Source organism: Pseudomonas mohnii, from assembly GCF_900105115.1.
GTDB classification, from domain to species: domain Bacteria; phylum Pseudomonadota; class Gammaproteobacteria; order Pseudomonadales; family Pseudomonadaceae; genus Aquipseudomonas; species Aquipseudomonas mohnii.
Genome location: NZ_FNRV01000001.1, coordinates 4,083,457 through 4,101,353, shown reverse-complemented (window position 1 = coordinate 4,101,353; position 17,897 = coordinate 4,083,457). Strand labels below are relative to the sequence as shown.

Annotated in this window: 17 protein-coding genes; 11 read left to right on the top strand and 6 right to left on the bottom strand. The window is 60.3% G+C overall.

From position 1 onward, the window contains the following. Window positions 1-14 precede the first annotated feature (14 nt). Window positions 15-434, top strand: coding sequence for a hypothetical protein (locus BLV61_RS19055; protein WP_047533652.1), 420 nt, complete (start codon window positions 15-17; stop codon window positions 432-434). A 29-nt stretch (window positions 435-463) separates the two neighbouring features. Continuing rightward, window positions 464-1,357, top strand: coding sequence for a cation diffusion facilitator family transporter (locus tag BLV61_RS19050; protein ID WP_047533655.1), 894 nt, complete (start codon window positions 464-466; stop codon window positions 1,355-1,357). Window positions 1,358-1,416: 59 nt separating this feature from the next. Here BLV61_RS19050 and BLV61_RS19045 read toward each other — a convergent pair whose 3' ends face one another. Beyond that, a complete protein-coding gene (locus BLV61_RS19045; RefSeq protein ID WP_090466917.1) occupies window positions 1,417-2,451 on the bottom strand; it encodes a DUF6515 family protein in 1,035 nt (344 codons plus the stop codon). A gap of 467 nt (window positions 2,452-2,918) precedes the next feature. On the opposite strand from BLV61_RS19045, the gene BLV61_RS19040 reads away from it, so the two are divergent. Together BLV61_RS19040 and BLV61_RS19035 are read left to right on the top strand one after the other, a co-directional pair. Next, window positions 2,919-3,398, top strand: a complete 480-nt coding sequence (locus tag BLV61_RS19040; protein WP_007937367.1) for an Lrp/AsnC family transcriptional regulator — start codon at window positions 2,919-2,921, stop codon at window positions 3,396-3,398. A gap of 199 nt (window positions 3,399-3,597) precedes the next feature. Further along, complete coding sequence (locus BLV61_RS19035) at window positions 3,598-3,807, top strand: DUF2788 domain-containing protein (RefSeq protein WP_007937369.1); 210 nt, start codon at window positions 3,598-3,600, stop codon at window positions 3,805-3,807. Here the strand turns inward: BLV61_RS19035 and BLV61_RS19030 are convergent. The 4 genes from BLV61_RS19030 to BLV61_RS19015 all read right to left on the bottom strand — a co-directional run bounded on the left by BLV61_RS19030 (window position 3,802) and on the right by BLV61_RS19015 (window position 10,328). Further along, window positions 3,802-4,437: a pseudouridine synthase gene (locus BLV61_RS19030; RefSeq protein ID WP_047533669.1), complete on the bottom strand. Its 636-nt coding sequence runs from the start codon at window positions 4,435-4,437 to the stop codon at window positions 3,802-3,804. The two genes, BLV61_RS19035 and BLV61_RS19030, sit on opposite strands and share 6 nt — an antisense overlap. Window positions 4,438-4,543: 106 nt before the next feature. Then, a complete protein-coding gene (gene amn / locus BLV61_RS19025) occupies window positions 4,544-6,043 on the bottom strand; it encodes an AMP nucleosidase (protein WP_177329334.1) in 1,500 nt (499 codons plus the stop codon). Window positions 6,044-6,219: 176 nt separating this feature from the next. Continuing rightward, window positions 6,220-7,869, bottom strand: coding sequence for an acyl-CoA dehydrogenase family protein (locus BLV61_RS19020; protein WP_090466915.1), 1,650 nt, complete (start codon window positions 7,867-7,869; stop codon window positions 6,220-6,222). A gap of 98 nt (window positions 7,870-7,967) precedes the next feature. Beyond that, complete coding sequence (locus BLV61_RS19015; RefSeq protein ID WP_090466912.1) at window positions 7,968-10,328, bottom strand: hybrid sensor histidine kinase/response regulator; 2,361 nt, start codon at window positions 10,326-10,328, stop codon at window positions 7,968-7,970. A gap of 406 nt (window positions 10,329-10,734) precedes the next feature. Here BLV61_RS19015 and BLV61_RS19010 point away from each other — a divergent pair, with 406 nt between their 5' ends. The 4 genes from BLV61_RS19010 (at window position 10,735) to BLV61_RS18995 (ending at window position 14,253) form a co-directional block, all read left to right on the top strand. Then, the gene (locus BLV61_RS19010) at window positions 10,735-11,532 is read left to right on the top strand and encodes a hydroxymethylpyrimidine/phosphomethylpyrimidine kinase (RefSeq protein WP_034148145.1); all 798 of its coding nucleotides are present in this window, start codon (window positions 10,735-10,737) and stop codon (window positions 11,530-11,532) included. Between the two features lie 18 nt (window positions 11,533-11,550). After that, a complete protein-coding gene (thiE, locus tag BLV61_RS19005) occupies window positions 11,551-12,174 on the top strand; it encodes a thiamine phosphate synthase (RefSeq protein WP_047533680.1) in 624 nt (207 codons plus the stop codon). Between the two features lie 15 nt (window positions 12,175-12,189). Next, window positions 12,190-13,473, top strand: a complete 1,284-nt coding sequence (gene hemL, locus BLV61_RS19000; RefSeq protein WP_047533682.1) for a glutamate-1-semialdehyde 2,1-aminomutase — start codon at window positions 12,190-12,192, stop codon at window positions 13,471-13,473. Window positions 13,474-13,698: 225 nt separating this feature from the next. Beyond that, window positions 13,699-14,253, top strand: a complete 555-nt coding sequence (locus BLV61_RS18995; protein WP_090466909.1) for a tetratricopeptide repeat protein — start codon at window positions 13,699-13,701, stop codon at window positions 14,251-14,253. A 141-nt stretch (window positions 14,254-14,394) separates the two neighbouring features. Here the strand turns inward: BLV61_RS18995 and BLV61_RS18990 are convergent, their stop codons facing one another. Beyond that, entirely contained in the window at window positions 14,395-14,724 is a 330-nt protein-coding gene (locus tag BLV61_RS18990; protein ID WP_003185742.1) for a DUF1820 family protein, read from the bottom strand. 135 nt (window positions 14,725-14,859) lie between these two features. Between BLV61_RS18990 and miaB the strand changes: the two genes are divergently transcribed. From miaB to ybeY, 3 genes are all read left to right on the top strand, one after another. After that, window positions 14,860-16,188 carry a tRNA (N6-isopentenyl adenosine(37)-C2)-methylthiotransferase MiaB gene (gene miaB / locus BLV61_RS18985; protein ID WP_047533693.1) on the top strand — a complete coding sequence of 443 codons (1,329 nt, stop codon included), beginning with the start codon at window positions 14,860-14,862 and terminating at the stop codon, window positions 16,186-16,188. A 213-nt stretch (window positions 16,189-16,401) separates the two neighbouring features. Then, on the top strand, window positions 16,402-17,406 hold the full coding sequence (locus tag BLV61_RS18980; RefSeq protein ID WP_047533695.1) for a PhoH family protein: 1,005 nt from the start codon (window positions 16,402-16,404) through the stop codon (window positions 17,404-17,406). Beyond that, on the top strand, window positions 17,399-17,893 hold the full coding sequence (ybeY, locus tag BLV61_RS18975; RefSeq protein ID WP_047533696.1) for an rRNA maturation RNase YbeY: 495 nt from the start codon (window positions 17,399-17,401) through the stop codon (window positions 17,891-17,893). The genes BLV61_RS18980 and ybeY overlap by 8 nt, the downstream gene beginning before the upstream one ends. Window positions 17,894-17,897: the final 4 nt, after the last annotated feature.

Below are 17,897 nucleotides of genomic sequence, written 5' to 3'. Positions count from 1 at the left end.
CCAGGAGATTTCATATGCGTATTCCCTTTCGCCTGATTGGCGGTGTTCTGGTCGCCACCCTGCTGACCCAAGTGACGGCCTGCGGTTCGATCTTCTACCCGGATCGCCGCGGCCAGATCGACGGCAAGATCGACCCGGCCATTGCCGTGCTCGACGCCGTGGGCCTTCTGTTCTATATCATTCCCGGCCTGATCGCGTTTGCCGTGGACTTCGCCACCGGCGCGATTTACTTCGAACCGGGCAAGACAGCCCAGGTTGATCCGGAAAAGCTCAAGGACGCCATCGGCGCCGACGGCAAGGTCGATAACCTCAAATTGCAGACTATTCTGCAGCGTGAACTGGGCCGCAGCTTCCCGCTGGATGATCCACGCCTGATCCAGCACAAGGGCAGCACCCAGCAACTGGCCATGTTCGGCCTGCAACCCGCCGCGTAATCGATGCGTTTCAAGGAAAGGCCGCACTTATGATCTCCAGCTCCGAACACGCCCGCCTGCTGCGGCTGGCGACCCGTGCCTCGGTGGCGGTGGCTTGCACGCTGGTCGTCGCCAAGGCCATCGCCTGGTGGCTGAGTGGATCGGTGAGCATGCTCGCCGGGTTGACCGACTCGGCACTCGACGGCATCACTTCGATGCTCAACTTGCTGGCTGTGCACTACGCCCTGCGCCCCGCCGACGACGATCATCGCTACGGGCATGGCAAGGCCGAATCGCTGGCCGGCATGGCGCAGGCGCTGTTCATCGGGGGCAGTGCGGTGCTGATTGCGATGCAGGCGTTCGAGCGGATCAAGCATCCGGAGCCGGTGGGCGCGCCGTGGATCAGCATCGGGGTGATTGTGTTCTCGCTGGTCCTGACCCTGGCGCTGCTGATGTTGCAGCATCGTGTGGTCAAGGCCACGGGGTCCAACGCGGTGCGCGCCGACTCCTTGCATTACCGTTCGGACATGATGCTCAACGGCAGCATTCTGGTGGCGCTGGTACTGGCCGGGTTTGGCTGGCATCAGGTCGACGCCTGGTTCGGCCTGGGCATCGCCGCGTACATCCTCTGGAGCGCGGTGCAGATCGCCCGGGAAAGTTTCACGGTGCTGATGGATGAAGAGCTGCCACCGGATGTCAGCCAGCACATGCTCGAACTGGCGTGCAGCGTTCCGGGCGTGCTGGGCGCCCATGACCTGCGCACGCGGGTTTCCGGCAACCAGTGGTTCGTGCAACTCCACCTGGAATTGCCGGGGGATCTGACGCTATCCGTTGCCCACGGCATCAGCGATCAAGCCGCCGATGCGATTCACGCCGCCTACCCGCGAGCCGAGGTGCTGGTGCACGCCGACCCGATGAAAATAGCGGCAAGCTCCAAGCTTTAAGCTGCAAGCTTGAGGCTAATGCCCACAGCTTGCGGCTTGAAGCTTGAAGCTTGAAGCTGCTACTGAACCTGATACCCACGACTGCTCAGGCAATTGCCCTGAGCCTGGCGATAGGCTTGCACCACCGAAGGGTCTGGCTGGTAGGTCGCGGTTCGCGGATCGAAGCCACTCTGCTGCACCGCGTATTGATAACACTCGTAGCCATCCCGATTGACCTGGTCCTGGGACTGGCCGTTGGCCGGGTAAGCCACCACGTCATAACTGTTGTTGACGGGTGGTGGTGGCTGTTGCGGCTGCGGCTGAAGGCTGCCAACAGGTGGTTCGACCACGACGTAATCCTGGGTACTCTCCTGATAGGCGTAGTACGCGCCCGCCGCCAGAAATAGCACCGCGCCGCCGATCAACACCTGTTCGGCGTAATCCGGCAAGTAGCTGACGCGAATCCCGCGCGGTGGCTCAACCACCACATAACGCGGGCCTAGCGGGCGATACCAGTAACCGCCGGAATAGAAATAATCCATGCCACGGTAAGGCACGCGGTACTCGCGGTCCGGGAAGCGATCGATCACATGACCCGGGCGATACTGCGGCCCTGGGCCCCAACCGTTGCCGTGCCCGTTCGGACGGCCCTGCCACTGATTATTACTCGACGGCGCACCGGCATAGCCGCCCCAGTGCTGGTTGTTGTCGTTACGCCGCGGCACGTCCTGGTAATACCCGCGTTGCGGCGGCTGAGTCTGACGCACAGCGTCGGGCCTTGGCTGGATCGGCAAGTCATTGGCCGGCAATTGCGGTGGCGGCGGAGGGGAGCGAACCGGATTGTTGAAATCGGGCTGTTGACGGTTTTGCCATTGGCCATCGTTCCGGTTCTGCCCGTTGTGCTCGAACTGGCGACTGTTGTCGCCACGAATGACGTCATTGTTTTGCGGGCGCGGTTGATTGTTGCCATGGCCCTGATTATTTCCCTGATGACCGCCCTCCCCCTGTCGACCACCCTCGGGCCCCCGGTTCTGCGGCTCATCGGCCAACGATTGCGCAGTGACACTGACACACAGCAAACCAACTCCGGCCAAACGCCAGATGCGCGACTTCATGCTTTTCCTCACTGTGGGGACTGCTGGGGTACGGATTCCGTAGGAGCGAACAGCGCTTGTACGTAAGACTGGAAATGCACAGGCTGGTTCTGCCACAGGTTATCAGTCGCGAAACTTATTTATTGAGGGGCAGCACTATATTCCAGGCATAGAAAAAGGGGAGACCTGTCGGCCTCCCCTTGAGAACTTCGTCCGTGCTCGACGCTTTTGACGTCGGCTCACCTCACGCCGTCTTCTGGACAGTGTGTAGCTCGGGGGCCGGCACATCCCCTGTGGGGGTGGCGACCGCAGCAGGCCTGATTGGGCGAGCCGCACTGGACTGTTTGTCCGAGCAGTGATTCTGGTGATAAGAATAGGCTCGGAGAGCCAGCAGAGGATTGCGAAGATTGCTCAAATAAACACTACTTGCGCAATTTTTAACCCTGGATAGATAATCTGCCGCAATAGTTATGACAAAGGCCTGATTGATGAGCAAACTCGACCGATACGACCTGAGCATTTTGGCTGAATTGCAGCGTGATGCACGCATCTCCAATCAGGAGCTGGCCGAACGCATCGGCCTGTCACCGTCGCCCTGCTCACGGCGGGTCAAGCAACTGGAGGACGACGGCTACATTTCCCGCCAGGTCGCCCTGCTCGACCGCAAGATGCTCGGCCTGAGCCTGACGGCGTATGTGCTGATCGGCATGGACCGTCATACGCCAGAGCGCTTCGAGAACTTCGAAGCGGCTATCCGTACCTTGCCGCAAGTCCTGGAATGCAGCCTGGTGACCGGGATGGATGCCGATTATCAGCTCAAGGTCGTGGTGCCGGACATGGACCACTATCAGAAACTGCTGCTGGGGCACCTGACGCGAATTGAAGGCGTGACCAGCGTGCGCTCCAGTTTTGTGTTGAATCAGGTTTTGAACAGCACTGAGCTGCCGCTGACTCATCTTCGTAGCTAAGGGCGCCTTCGCTGGCAAGCCAGTTCCTACAGGGGATCTTCAGCGCACCAGGATCAACTGTAGGAGCGAGCTTGCTCGCGATGGGGCCGCAACAGCCGACGAATGACTGCGACACACCGCCGCAGGTCAATACTGCCCTCCCCCAGCGAGGCGTATACTCCCCGCGCCCTATTAGCCTCGCCCGCGCTGGAGATGTTCAATGGATCCTGCAGTTTTCGAAGAGTGGATGATGACCGGCCTGGTCTCCATCCTGATCATTTTCATGGGTTTCATCGTCTGGGATCTGGCGAAGAAGTCCAAGGCCGGGCGTTTCGGCTCGTTCATTCTGTTCTTCGTGCTGGGCCTTGGCGTGGCGGCGTTCGTGATCAAGAGCGTGGTGATCGGATTGATCGAGTCCGGCACCTTATAAGCGTGCCGGCACTTCCTTCCACTGGCCCTGATCAAGCCCTTCGATGGTCCAGTCGCCGATTCTGACCCGCACCAGGCGCAACGTCGGCAGTCCGACCGCCGCCGTCATGCGGCGCACCTGACGGTTTCGCCCCTCGCGAATCACCAGTTCCAGCCAACGGGTTGGCACACTCTTGCGAAAGCGCACCGGCGGATTGCGCGGCCACAACTCGGGTTCATCCAGTTGCCGCGCCTCGGCGGGCAAGGTCATGCCGTCGTTCAACTCGACACCGTCACGCAAGCGCTGCAACTGCTCGGCGCTCGGCTCACCTTCCACCTGCACCCAATAGGTCTTGGCCAGTTTGTGTTTCGGGTCGGCGATCCGCGCCTGTAGCTGGCCGTCGTTGGTCAGCAGGAGCAAGCCTTCGCTGTCACGGTCCAGCCGTCCGGCGGGGTAAATTCCCGGAATATCGATAAAGTCCTTGAGCGTCGCCCGACCTTCGCCATCGCTGAATTGCGTCAGCACATCGAACGGCTTGTTGAACAGGATCAGTTTGGGCTCGGCCGGTGGCGCCTTGGCGACACGGCGCGGGGCCGAAGGGGATGGCTTCGCGCCAGGACGGCGGGAAACAGGACGTTGAGGACGGGACATGGCAAAAGAGACATCTAACGGTCAGGGCTGCTAATGCTAGGGCGCGCCATCAATAATTACCACTGCCACGCCCTTGCCCCGACCGCTAAATGACCATGACAAACCGTTAGCGGAACGGCGGCTCGTCGAAGCTGCGCAGTTTGCGCGAGTGCAGCGAGTTGAGTTCGGTGCGCAGCAAGTCCACCGCCTCGATGCCGATCTTCAAATGCTGGCTGACCGCGCGCTCATAGAAGGCGTTGGCCGAGCCCGGCAGCTTGATTTCACTGTGCAGCGGCTTGTCCGACACGCAGAGCAACGTGCCGTAAGGCACACGCAGGCGATAGCCCTGGGCAGCAATGGTGCCGCTTTCCATGTCCACCGCGACGGCGCGAGACAGGTTGATCAGCGGACGCTCCTGGGCCCAGCGCAGTTCCCAGTTACGGTCGTCGTAGGTCAATACGGTGCCGGTGCGCAGGCGTTTCTTCAATTGGTCGCCTTGCTCGCCGGTGATGTTGGCCGCCGCTTGCTGCAAGGCCATCTGCACTTCGGCCAGGGCCGGGATCGGAATGTTCGGTGGTACCACCCGGTCGAGAATCCCGTCGCGGCGCATGTAGGCGTGCGCCAACACGTAGTCGCCAATGGTCTGCGACTGACGCAAGCCGCCGCAGTGACCAATCATCAGCCAGCAGTGCGGACGCAGCACCGCCAGGTGATCGGTGATGTTCTTGGCATTGGACGGGCCGACGCCGATGTTCACCAGGGTCACCCCGTGACCGTCGCTGGCGATCAGGTGATAGGCCGGCATCTGGTAGCGGTGCCAAACCACGCCGGCGGCAATCGCCGAGGCTTCGCCGTGGTCCATGCTCTTTTCGATGATCACGTTGCCCGGCAGTACCATGCGCACGAAACGCGGGTCTTTGCGCAATTGTTCAAGGCCATGGACGATGAACTGGTCGACGTAACGGTGGTAGTTGGTCAGCAGAATCCACGGCTGTACATGACGCCAGTCGCTGCCGGTGTAATGCACCAGTCGGCGCAGGGAGAAATCCACCCGTGCGGCATCGAACAGCGCCAGTGGCAGCGGATCGGTGTTTTCCCAGTCGTACAAACCATCGGCAATGCCGTCGGTCGCCGCCGACAGGTCGGTGCTCGGGAACACCCGAGCCAGCACGGCAGCGGTGACGCCAGAGCCGGCCAGCTCATCGCCCTGTTCGACGACATACGGATACGGGATGTTTTGCTGACTGACACCGACCTCTACAGTCACGGTGAAGTCGTGCATCAAAGGCACAAGTTGTTCCAGCAGGTATTTACGGAACGCCGAAGGGTGGGTGACGGTGACGCTGTAGGTGCCTGGCAACTGGACCTTGGCGTAGGCGCGGGTGGTCTGCGGGACTTCGCCCTGGCAAAGGTAGGTCAGACGCAGTTCGGGATAACGGAACAATGCCCGCTGCTCGGCATCGGGCTCGACGCGATCCTTGAGGTAACGCTTGAGCGCCTGGCTCAGTGCGGTGGTTGCACGATTGTGCAAGAGCGCAAGCCGGTCAACGGCTTGCTCGGCGGTTTGAACGACAATAAAAGCTTCGGTCACGATCAGCATCCTGTGTTCTGACTTGCAGGCCTTCATCTTGCCTGCATCGTCGCTTCACGGGAACAGTGGCATGCAGCTACAAAAAATATTGCACACACCAAAAACCCTGTGGGAGCGGGCTTGCCCGCGATGAGGGTATATCAATCGACAGATGGGTTGACTGAGATACCGCTATCGCGAGCAAGCTCGCGCCTACAGGGGGTCAGTCGTGATCAGACCCCCTGTGCAGACGAGCGAGTGACAAGGGCTTCCACATCCAGTCCACGGGGCAACGCACCGTATACCCGGCCACCTCCATCCAGTCGACTGGCGATGAAGGCATCGCTGACCGCCGCATTGCCCGCCTCCAGCAGCAACTTGGCCTGCAGCCCCAGGGCGATGTCTTCGGTCAATTGCCGGGCACGATACTGAATGTCGCTGGTGTCCTTGAAGGCCGTCTGCAACCGATTGATGTGCGCGGCCAGGCGCTTGTCGCCATGGCCGTCGCCCAGCTCGTTGAACAATACGTCCAGCACGCCAGGTTCTTTGGACAGCGCACGCAGCACATCGAGGCATTGCACGTTGCCGGAGCCTTCCCACGTCGAGTTGACCGGTGCCTCGCGGTACAGCCGCGGCAGGATGCTGTCTTCGACATATCCGGCCCCTCCCATGCATTCAGCGGCTTCGTTGATCATGGCTGGCGCGCGCTTGCAGATCCAGTACTTGCCCACCGCCGTCACCAGTCGGGCGAACTTCGCTTCCTGCTCACTCTCCAGATGATCCAGCGCCCGGCCCATGCGCAAGCTCAAGGCCAGCGCCGCTTCGCTTTCCAGTGCCAGGTCCGCCAGCACGTTTTGCATCAATGGCTGTTCGCCGAGCAATTTGCCGCCGACCGAGCGGTGCGCACAGTGATGGCTGGCTTGGGTCAGGGCCTGGCGCATCAGCGAACTGGAACCGACCATGCAATCGAAGCGGGTCATGGCCACCATTTCGATGATGGTGGGAACGCCACGACCCTCTTCGCCGACCATCCACGCCAGCGCACCACGAAACTCCACTTCGCTGGAGGCGTTGGAGCAGTTGCCGAGTTTGTTTTTCAGGCGCTGGATGTAGAACTGATTGCGCGTGTCATCCGGGCGATGGCGCGGCAGCAGGAAACAGGTCAAGCCCTTGTCCGTCTGCGCAAGCGTCAGAAAGGCATCACACATCGGCGCCGAACAGAACCACTTGTGCCCCACCAGTTCGTAAGCCTGGCCAGGACCGCTGGCACCGACCGGATAAGCCTTGGTGGTGTTGGCACGAACGTCGGTGCCACCCTGTTTCTCGGTCATGGCCATGCCAATGGTGACCCCGGCCTTATGGACCATGCCGACGTTGCGCGGGTCGTATTCGGTGGCCAGAATTTTCGGCAGCCATTGTCTGGCCAGATCCGGCTGCAGACGCAGTGCCGGCACGCTGGCGAACGTCATGGTCAGCGGGCAGCCACTGCCGGCTTCGGCCTGGCTGTGCAAATACGTCATGCAAGCACGGGCAACATGGGCACCGTCCTGGGGGTGTGCCCAGGGCAGCGAGGTCAGGCCATGCTCGATCGCCGTGCGCATCAGTTGATGATAGGCCGGGTGAAACTCCACCAGGTCGATACGATGGCCAAAGCGGTCGTGACTGTTGAACACCGGTTTGTTCTGATTGGCCAGGAATCCCGCTTCCATCAGCGGCCCGCCCGCCAGCGCACCGTACGCATCGATCCGCGATTCGGCCCAACCGGCCCCGAAGCGCCGCGACCACTCCTGCAACGGCAAGTCGATGCGATACAGGTTGATGCCGTCCAGAGACGGTGGCTGGTTGGTGACTTCGTGGGTTTCGGCAAACTGATGCAGGTTCATGACGGGGCTCCTTTGGTCAGCCAAGGGACCTCAGTTAAGCACCGCCATTGGGCCGATCAAAGTGTCATATCTGCCTAACTGCCGGCGCTTTCGCCCTGTTACGCGCAAAGCACCCGTCGATAGAGCGCAGCCTGCAAATCTTCGAATTTCACCGGTTTGTTCAGGTAGTCGATCAACGCGCCGGTCGGGCAGCGCTCCCGTTCAACGCCCAGTGCGATGATGAATATCGGCACCTCGGCGCAGCCCGGCAAGGCGCGAATCTGGCAGCACAACGACACACCATCCAGGGCCGGCAACTGACAATCGAGCAGCACGGCGTCGAAGGTTTCACACTGCAACAATTCGAGTGCGGTTTGGCCGCTGTCAGCCGTGCGGACCCGGAAACCGAGCTTGAGCAACATGCCGCGCATCACCAACTGATTGATGCTGTTTTCGTCCACCAGCAACACCGAGCAATCCTGCGGCAGGCGCAGGAGCGGGAAATCCCGGGCCATAAAGGGCACCGTCGAACGCTCCGGCGCCGGCACTTCGAACTCGACATCGAGCTGGAAGCGACTCCCACGCCCAGGCTCGGAGCGATGGGTCAGGCGTCCGCCAAGCAACTCCACCAACTGCCGGCAGATGGCCAAACCCACGCCCAAACCACCGTATTCACGGGTCATCGAACCGTCGAGCTGAAAGAAGCGTTGATACATGGTCGCCTCCCCCAGATCGGTAAAGCCGATGCCGGTGTCGATCACCGCGAAGGACAGCGCGAGTCGGTCAGGCTCGACGGTTTTACCCGTTACCCGCAACGCCAACCCTCCGACCTTGGTGAATTTGATCGCATTATCCAGCAGGCATTCCAGGCATTGCGCCAACTTGGTGCTATCGCCATGCAATCGGTCCAGCACGCCGGGTGCCACGTCGACCTTGAAGTCCAGCGATTTGCTCGACGCACTGCCTTCGAATTGCACACGCAACGCCTCGACCACACCGCGCAAACTGAATGTCGTCGGATAAGCCTTGAGCTTGCCGGCCTGCAACTCGGTCAGGGTCAGGATGCCGTTGACCATACGCATCATCTCCCGCGCCGATCCCGCGGCTGTTTGCTGGTATTGCTCCAGCTCGGGGTCCATCTCGACGGTCTGCATCAGCTCCAGCGAGCCGATCACCCCGTTCATGGGCGTGCGCAGTTCATGGGTCAAGGTGGCAAGGAACTCGTCCTTTAGCTTGTTACTGTGGGCCAGTTGCTGGTTGAGCACTTCAAGTTTTTGCCCGGCGTCGAACAACGTTTGCGCCTGCTGTTCGCGCATCGCATTGATGCGGTCGGCCAGGGCCAGGGACAGCAGTGCCACTTCGATGGCCGAACCGATCTGGCTGGAGTACATGGTCAGGAACACGTTCGGCAGATAACCCAGCACCATCAGCGTGTTGATGATGCCGCCCAGCAAAAAAGCCGACCAGGCAATGATGAAATACCGCGCCACTCGAAGACCACGTAGCCAGGCGAAAATCCCCGCAGAAAAAATCACCACGGTAAAGGTCAGCGCCAGCGCCGTGGCCAGGCGCAGGGCCAGGGCGTAACTGGTCATCAAGGACAATCCGACCACCAGCGCGCTGAACGCCACCAATGCCAGCAACAGGCGATCGAGCCAGCGACTGTGGGTGGCCGTCTGCAAGAAGCTGCGAGCGAACTGACTGCCGAACAGCCCGGCGCAACCGATGAAAAACGGTGTCGCGGCGTTGGTCCACCAGGGATTGTCCGGCCAGAAATACTCTACGGCAGCGCCGTTCACAGAGAGTTGATACAGCCCGAACGAGGCAATGTAGACAATGTAATAGAGATAACTGGTGTCGCGCACGCTGAGGTAGATGAACAGGTTGTAGACCAGCATCCCCAGCAACACGCCATAGATCAGGCCCAACACATAGAGTCGGACCGGCTGCTCTTCGAGGTAGGCGGTGCTTGACCACAATGTCACCGGCGCCTGGATCGAGCCCTCACTTTGCAAGCGCAGGTACAGGGTTTGGGTCTGGCCGGGGGTGAAGTTCAGACTGAACAGGTAGTTGTTCTGACGGATCTCGCGACTGGAAAAGGGTAATGCATCGCCCGTCTGACGGACCACTTGATAGTTACCGGTTGCATCAGGCAGATAGAGATCAAGGTGATCGAGGGGCGGGTAGGCCAGTTCCAGCAGCCAGGTCCGTTGCGCCGCAGGGTTGGTCGGGCGGTACTGCAAGTCGATTTTCAGCCAGAACACCGAACGCGAGTACCCGGCATTGAGGGTGGCTTTGTCGTGGGATTTGAAGTTGCCGGCCGCCGCTTGTGCGCGCACGTCCGCAATGGTCGCCTGACCACTTGCGTCTTCAAACACCTGCAGGGATCGGCCCAGGGGGAGGCTTTGAGTGAACTCATCGAATTCGACGGCGTTCGCCAAAAAGGGCAAACACAACATCAACATTAGCAAATAGCGCATTGGTGCCCCAGCGTGGCCTATCCGGTTCTGTCAGGAAGCCCCCCATTCCTTTTGAGCAGACGTAAAACCGGTATTACCTGTTATTGATTTGGATCCACTCTAGCATAGCCGTTGATGGCCATTGAGCACTACTGAAATTTTTACTGAAAAGGCTCTAGAACGGGCTTTTCAGCGGAGATTATTGAGCTAGAGCTGTTTGATTGATCAGGTTGTAAAAATACCTGAGCGAACACTTGTGGCGAGGGAGCTTACTCCCGCCAGGTTGCGAAGCGGCCCCAACGTTTTGTCAGTTGCGCCGAGCCATTGGACTTGACGACTGCTTCGCACTCGAGCGGGAGCAAGCTCCCCTCGCCACAAGCATGTCGCTGCATCCGAAAAAAGATGTTTGGTGGTAAGCTCGCGCACCATGAATATCTACAGCTCTCGCCCCGTTGTCCTCTGTCTCTCCGGCCACGACCCAAGTGGTGGCGCCGGCTTGCAGGCAGATATCGAAGCCCTGCTCGCTCAGGGTTGCCATGCGGCTCCGGCCGTCACTGCCCTGACCGTGCAAGATACGGTCAATGTCACTGACTTCCGCGTCCTCGACCGTGAGTGGGTGTTGGCCCAGGCCAATGCCGTGCTCAACGATTCCGAGGTTGCGGCCGTCAAACTGGGCATGCTCGGTTCGCTGGAAATGGTCGACACCGTGGTCGAACTGCTCTCGGCGCACCCGCACCTGCCAGTGGTCTGCGACCCGGTGCTGCGCGCTGGCGGCGGCGGACGCCTGGGCAAGGACGAAGTCGGCTACGCCATGCGCGAACGCTTGCTGCCGCTCTCGATCATCGCCACCCCTAACCTTCCCGAAGCCCGCATCCTCGCCGAACTGCCCGAAGGCACCGCGGACGAGTGCGCTGAAAAACTCCTGCCGTTCGTCAAACACCTGCTGATCACCGGCGGCCATGGCGACGAAACCGAAATCCATAATCGCCTCTACAGCCGCGACGGCCATCGCGACACTTTTACCTGTCAGCGCCTGCCGGGCAGTTATCACGGTTCCGGCTGCACATTAGCCAGTGCCCTCGCCGGCCGTCTGGCCCAGGGTGAAAACCTCGCCAGCGCCGTACAGACTGCACTTAACTACACGTGGCGCACCCTGCGTGACGCGGAACAACTGGGCAAAGGGCAATTCGTGCCACGCCGCCTGCCACTGGACTTCTGTTCGTAACGCCATGAGGCCTGTCCGATGAAACTACGTGGCCTGTACGCCATTACCGACAGCCAATTGCTGGCCGGTAAATTTCTCTCGTACGTGGAGGCGGCGCTGGAAGGCGGCGTCACCCTGCTGCAGTACCGCGACAAGAGCAGCGATGAGGCCCGTCGACTGCGCGAGGCGCAAGCCCTGCGCAATTTGTGCGAGCGCTACAAGACGCAGTTGATCATCAATGACGACGCCGAACTGGCCGCACGCCTGAACGTAGGCGTACACCTGGGCCAAACCGACGGCCCGTTGTCGCCGACCCGCGCCCTGCTCGGCTCCAAAGCCATCATCGGTTCGACCTGCCATGCACAGCTCGAACTGGCCGAGCAAGCTGTCAAGGAAGGCGCCAGTTATGTCGCGTTCGGACGCTTCTTCAATTCCAACACCAAGCCCGGCGCCCCGACCTGCAGCCTCGATCTGCTGGACCAGGCGCGCCAGAAATTGCACCTGCCGATCTGCGCGATCGGCGGCATCACCCTGGACAACGCCGCCCCACTGGTGGCCCATGGCGTCGATCTGCTGGCCGTGGTGCATGGTTTGTTTGGCGCCGAGAGCACGACCGAAGTGACCCGCCGCGCCCGCGCATTCAATGAATTACTAAAAATCTGATTTGAGAGTCCGCACATGTCTCGTTCCGAAACCCTGTTTGCCAATGCCCAGAAACACATTCCCGGTGGCGTGAACTCGCCAGTGCGCGCGTTCAAGAGCGTTGGCGGCACGCCGTTGTTCTTCAAACACGCTGAAGGCGCCTACGTCACCGACGAAGACAACAAGCGTTATGTGGATTACGTCGGCTCCTGGGGCCCGATGATTCTCGGCCACAGCCACCCGGATGTGCTGGACGCCGTGCGTAAACAGCTGGAGCACGGCCTGTCCTACGGCGCGCCGACCGAGATGGAAACCCAGATGGCCGACCTGGTCTGCTCGCTGGTGCCTTCGATGGACATGGTGCGCATGGTCAGCTCCGGCACCGAAGCGACCATGAGTGCCATTCGTCTGGCCCGCGGTTTCACTGGCCGCGACAGCATCATCAAGTTTGAAGGCTGCTACCACGGTCACTCCGACAGCCTGCTGGTCAAGGCCGGTTCCGGGGCCCTGACCCAAGGCGTACCGAGTTCGGCCGGCGTGCCGGCGGCGTTCGCCAAACACACCCTGACCCTGCCATTCAACGACATCGACGCGGTTGAAGCGATGCTCGCCGAAGTCGGGCAGGACGTGGCCTGCATCATCGTTGAACCGGTAGCTGGCAACATGAACTGCGTACCACCGGCGCCAGGTTTCCTCGAAGGCCTGCGGACCCTGTGCGACAAGCACGGCGTGGTCCTGATTTTCGACGAAGTGATGACCGGCTTCCGTGTCGCCCTGGGCGGCGCCCAGGCTCACTACGGCGTAACGCCGGACCTGACCACGTTCGGCAAGATCATCGGGGGCGGCATGCCGGTCGGCTGCTTCGGTGGCAAGCGCGAAATCATGTCGCGCATCGCCCCGCTGGGCCCGGTCTACCAGGCCGGTACGTTGTCGGGTAACCCGCTGGCGATGGCTGCCGGCCTGACCACCCTGCGCCTGATCAGCCGTCCGGGTTTCCACGCGGAGCTGACCGACTACACCACGCGCCTGCTCGATGGCTTGCAACAACGTGCCGATGCGGCAGGCATCCCGTTCGTGACCACTCAGGCCGGCGGCATGTTCGGCCTGTACTTCAGCGGCGCCGACGACATCGTGACTTTCGATGACGTGATGGCCAGCGATGCGGCGCTGTTCGGTCGCTTCTTCCACCTGATGCTCGAAGGTGGTGTGTACCTGGCGCCAAGCGCGTTCGAAGCCGGCTTCACCTCGATCGCCCACGGCGAAACCGAGCTGAAACTGACCCTGGATGCCGCTGAGCGCGCGTTCGCTGCACTGAAGTAACGTGATCGAGCCGACGCTGGCCATCGCCAGCGTCGGCTTTCACCTGCATTCCCGCTTTTTTTCCGACTCATCTGCCAACAATCCCCAGCAAAGTGGGCGATATATTTCCCGCGCAGCAGAAAAACGAGTAAAGACTTTGTAAGGTTGGCCCTGCTTATTTCATAATGCGCGCTTATTGGATCCCCTCGATGGGTCCGCGCGCCCTTCAGAGGTAAGTCGATTCCCATGAACCGCACCGGCCGCGCCCTTTCACTGGGCTGCCTGTTGCTCCTTCAGCCCCTGCTCGCGCTCGCACAAGCAGGCGGTAACTCGTTGTTAATCCCAGCGATGGGTCGCTGCACCCTCAATACCCAGCCGCAAGACCTGGCACAGGCACTCGCCGCCTGCCAGAAAGCGTCGGATGAAGGGGATGCCCAAGCGCAATACGAGTTGGGTGAGTTCTACTACGAAGGCAAAAACGCCCCGCGCGACCTCAATCAAGCCCTGAGCTATTTCGAAAAGGCCTCGCTGCAAGGCCACGCCCAGGCGCAGTTCAAACTCGGCACCATGTTTTTCCACGGTGAAGGCGTGCCGGCCAATAACGTTCAGGCGTATATCCTGCTGAAAATGGCTTCGGTCAATGGCGACGAAGATGCGCTGGACACTGCCGACGAAGTCACCGAAAAGATGCCTCGCGAAGAACTGGAAGTCGCCACTCAGGTGCTGGGGCAAATTTTCCGTAAGTATTTGATGGAATTGCAGAGCGCCGATGGGCGTACGCCGTTCGCGCCGTTGCCTTAAGTTCTGTACCGATTTTTCTGGCCCCATCGCGAGCAAGCTCGCTCCCACACGTGATTTCTGGCGTTCACAACTATTGTGTTCGCAGACGATTCATTGTGGGAGCGAGCTTGTTCGCGGTGGAGACGACTCGGTCTTGAAACCTTACTTCTCAGGCATCGGCATCGGAAACGGCATGACATTGCCGACCGCGCCACGGGCTTCGCTGATTTTCGGCGTGCCCAGGCGCTCGACTTCGTCGATGCGCACGATCGAATGCATCGGCACAAAACTGCGCACCACGCCTTCGAACTGAGCCTTGAGTTTCTCTTCGCTCGGATCGACGACCACTTGCGTGCGCTCGCCAAAGACGAACTCTTCCACTTCCAGAAAGCCCCACAGATCACTTTGATAGATCTGCTTGGCGTACATTTCGAACACCTGGCCCTGGTTGAGGAAAATCACCTTGTAGATTGGAGCTTCACGTTTGGTCATGGTGGGCGGGTAACACATCGAGGGATAAAAAAGAGGGCACGAACTATAGCATAGCCGTCGGACGCGCAGCGGTAGGAACCTGGGTGCATGTTCCCTATAATGCGCGGTTCTTTGAATCACGTGATGACTCTTTCCATGGCCAAGAAGCTTTACATCGAAACCCACGGTTGCCAGATGAACGAGTACGACAGCTCGCGCATGGTCGATCTGCTGGGCGCACACCAGGCCCTGGAAGTCACCGCGCGTGCTGAAGACGCCGACGTGATCCTGCTCAACACCTGCTCGATCCGCGAACGCGCTCAGGATCGTGTCTACTCTCAGCTCGGCCGCTGGCGCGAACTGAAACTCGCCAACCCGGACATGGTGATCGCCGTCGGCGGTTGCGTGGCCAGCCAGGAAGGCGCCGCCATCCGAGATCGCGCGCCCTACGTGGACGTCGTCTTCGGCCCGCAGACCTTGCACCGCCTGCCGGAAATGATCGACGCCGCACGCATCAGCAAGCTGCCGCAGGTCGACGTTTCTTTCCCGGAAATCGAAAAATTCGACCACTTGCCCGAGCCGCGCATCGATGGCCCCAGCGCTTACGTGTCGGTGATGGAAGGCTGCAGCAAGTACTGCACCTTCTGCGTGGTGCCGTACACCCGCGGCGAAGAAGTGAGCCGGCCATTCGACGACGTGATCGCCGAGATCATTCACCTGGCTGAAAACGGCGTGCGCGAAGTGACCTTGTTGGGGCAGAACGTCAACGGTTATCGCGGCACCACGCACGACGGTCGCCTGGCCGATCTGGCCGAGCTGATCCGCGTGGTCGCCGCCATCGATGGCATCGACCGCATCCGCTACACCACCTCACACCCGCTGGAATTCTCCGACAGCCTGATCCAGGCCCACGCCGAGGTGCCGGAACTGGTGAAACACCTGCATTTGCCGGTGCAGTCAGGCTCGGACCGCATCCTCGCGGCGATGAAGCGCAACCACACCGCGCTGGAATACAAATCCAAACTGCGCAAGCTGCGCGCGGCCGTACCGGGCATCTGCATCAGTTCGGACTTCATCGTCGGCTTCCCCGGCGAGACGGAAAAAGACTTCGAACAGACCATGAAACTGATCCAGGACGTCGGCTTCGACTTTTCCTATTCGTTCGTCTACAGCCAGCGTCCAGGTACTCCGGCCGCCGATCTGGCAGACGACACCCCCGAAGAGCTGAAAAAAGAGCGCTTGAACGCCTTGCAACATCGCCTGAACCAACAAGGCTTCGAAATCAGCCGACAAATGGTCGGGTCGATCCAGCGGATTCTGGTCACCGATTATTCGAAAAAAGACCCCGGTGAGCTGCAAGGCCGTACCGAAAATAATCGTATCGTCAACTTCAAGTGTGACAATCCGACCCTGATCGGTCAGTTTGCCGACGTGCACATCGATGCCGCACAGCCGCACTCGCTGCGAGGCTCGCTGATTCAATAACACCGATCCCTGTGGGAGCTGGCTTGCCAGCGATAGGGCCAGCAAGCCCGACAACGATGTCGCCAGTTACATCGCCATCGCTGGCAAGCCACCTCCCACAGTGAAATGCATTGTTCTTGAGAATGGGTTGATCCATTTAAGAGCTTTCGCACCCACGCCACTGGCGCTATCCTTGAACTCATCACTATTGCCCCAGGGCGGCTAAATACGACCTTGAACGCACCCATCGAACCACATCGTTTCATCCTCGAGCCTTTTGAAGCTCGCCGCTTCGCCAATCTGTGCGGGCAATTCGACGAGCATCTGCGCTTGATCGAACAGCGCCTGACCATCGAGATCCGCAACCGCGGCAATCAGTTCGAGCTGATCGGCGAACCCAAGCACACCACCTCTGCGGAAAACCTGCTGCGCCGCCTGTACCGGGAAACCAAGGGTACGGAGCTGTCGCCGGACATGGTTCACCTGTTCCTGCAGGAATCGGCCGTTGAAGAGCTGGACAATCACGCCCCTGCCGAAGCCTCCGTCGCCCTGCGCACCAAGAAAGGCATGATTCGCCCCCGCGGCTTGAATCAGTTGCGCTACGTGAAGGAAATCCTCGGCAACGACATCAACTTCGGCATTGGTCCGGCCGGTACCGGCAAGACCTATCTGGCGGTTGCCTGCGCGGTCGATGCACTGGAACGCGAGCAGATCCGCCGCATTCTGCTGGTACGTCCAGCGGTCGAAGCGGGTGAGAAACTCGGCTTCCTGCCTGGGGATCTGTCCCAGAAGATCGACCCGTATTTGCGCCCGCTTTACGACGCGCTCTACGAGATGCTCGGCTTCGAATACGTCGCCAAACTGATCGAACGCCAGGTGATCGAAGTCGCCCCCTTGGCTTATATGCGCGGGCGCACGCTGAACAACAGCTTCATCATCCTCGACGAAAGCCAGAACACCACGGTCGAGCAAATGAAAATGTTCCTGACCCGGATCGGCTTCGGCTCTACCGCCGTCATCACCGGTGACATCACCCAGGTCGACCTGCCCAAAGGCACCAAATCCGGGCTGCACCATGTGATCGAAGTGCTCAAAGACGTGCCAGGTATCAGCTTTACCCATTTCATGCCCAAGGACGTTGTGCGTCATCCGTTGGTGCAGCGCATTGTCGAAGCCTATGAGCGCTTCGAGAACCGCGTGACCGATGAAGCGCCAAAGGACAGCCGCCGCGATGCTTGAGCTTGATCTGCAACTGGCTACCCAGGCGCCCGCCCCCGGCGAGGCCGAGTTCCGCCAATGGTGCGAACTGGCCCTGCGCCAGCGCAGCGCCGACTCCGAGATGACCATTCGTCTGGTCGACGAAGCCGAAGGCCGCGAACTGAATCACACCTGGCGTCAGAAGGATTACGCCACTAACGTCCTGTCATTCCCTGCCGACGTACCCGACGAGTTTCTCGACATCCCGTTGCTGGGCGATCTGGTGATCTGCGTGGCCGTGGTCGAGCGCGAAGCCGCCGAACAGGGCAAGGAACTCAAGGCCCACTGGGCTCATCTGGTGATTCACGGCTGCTTGCATCTACTGGGTTACGACCATATAGATGATGACGAAGCCGAGGAAATGGAAGCACTGGAACGAACGTTGCTTGCAGAATTGGGCTATCCCGATCCGTACGCGGACGACGAAACCGAAACATCCCCAACCGTTACAACAAAGGATTCAGAGTAATCGC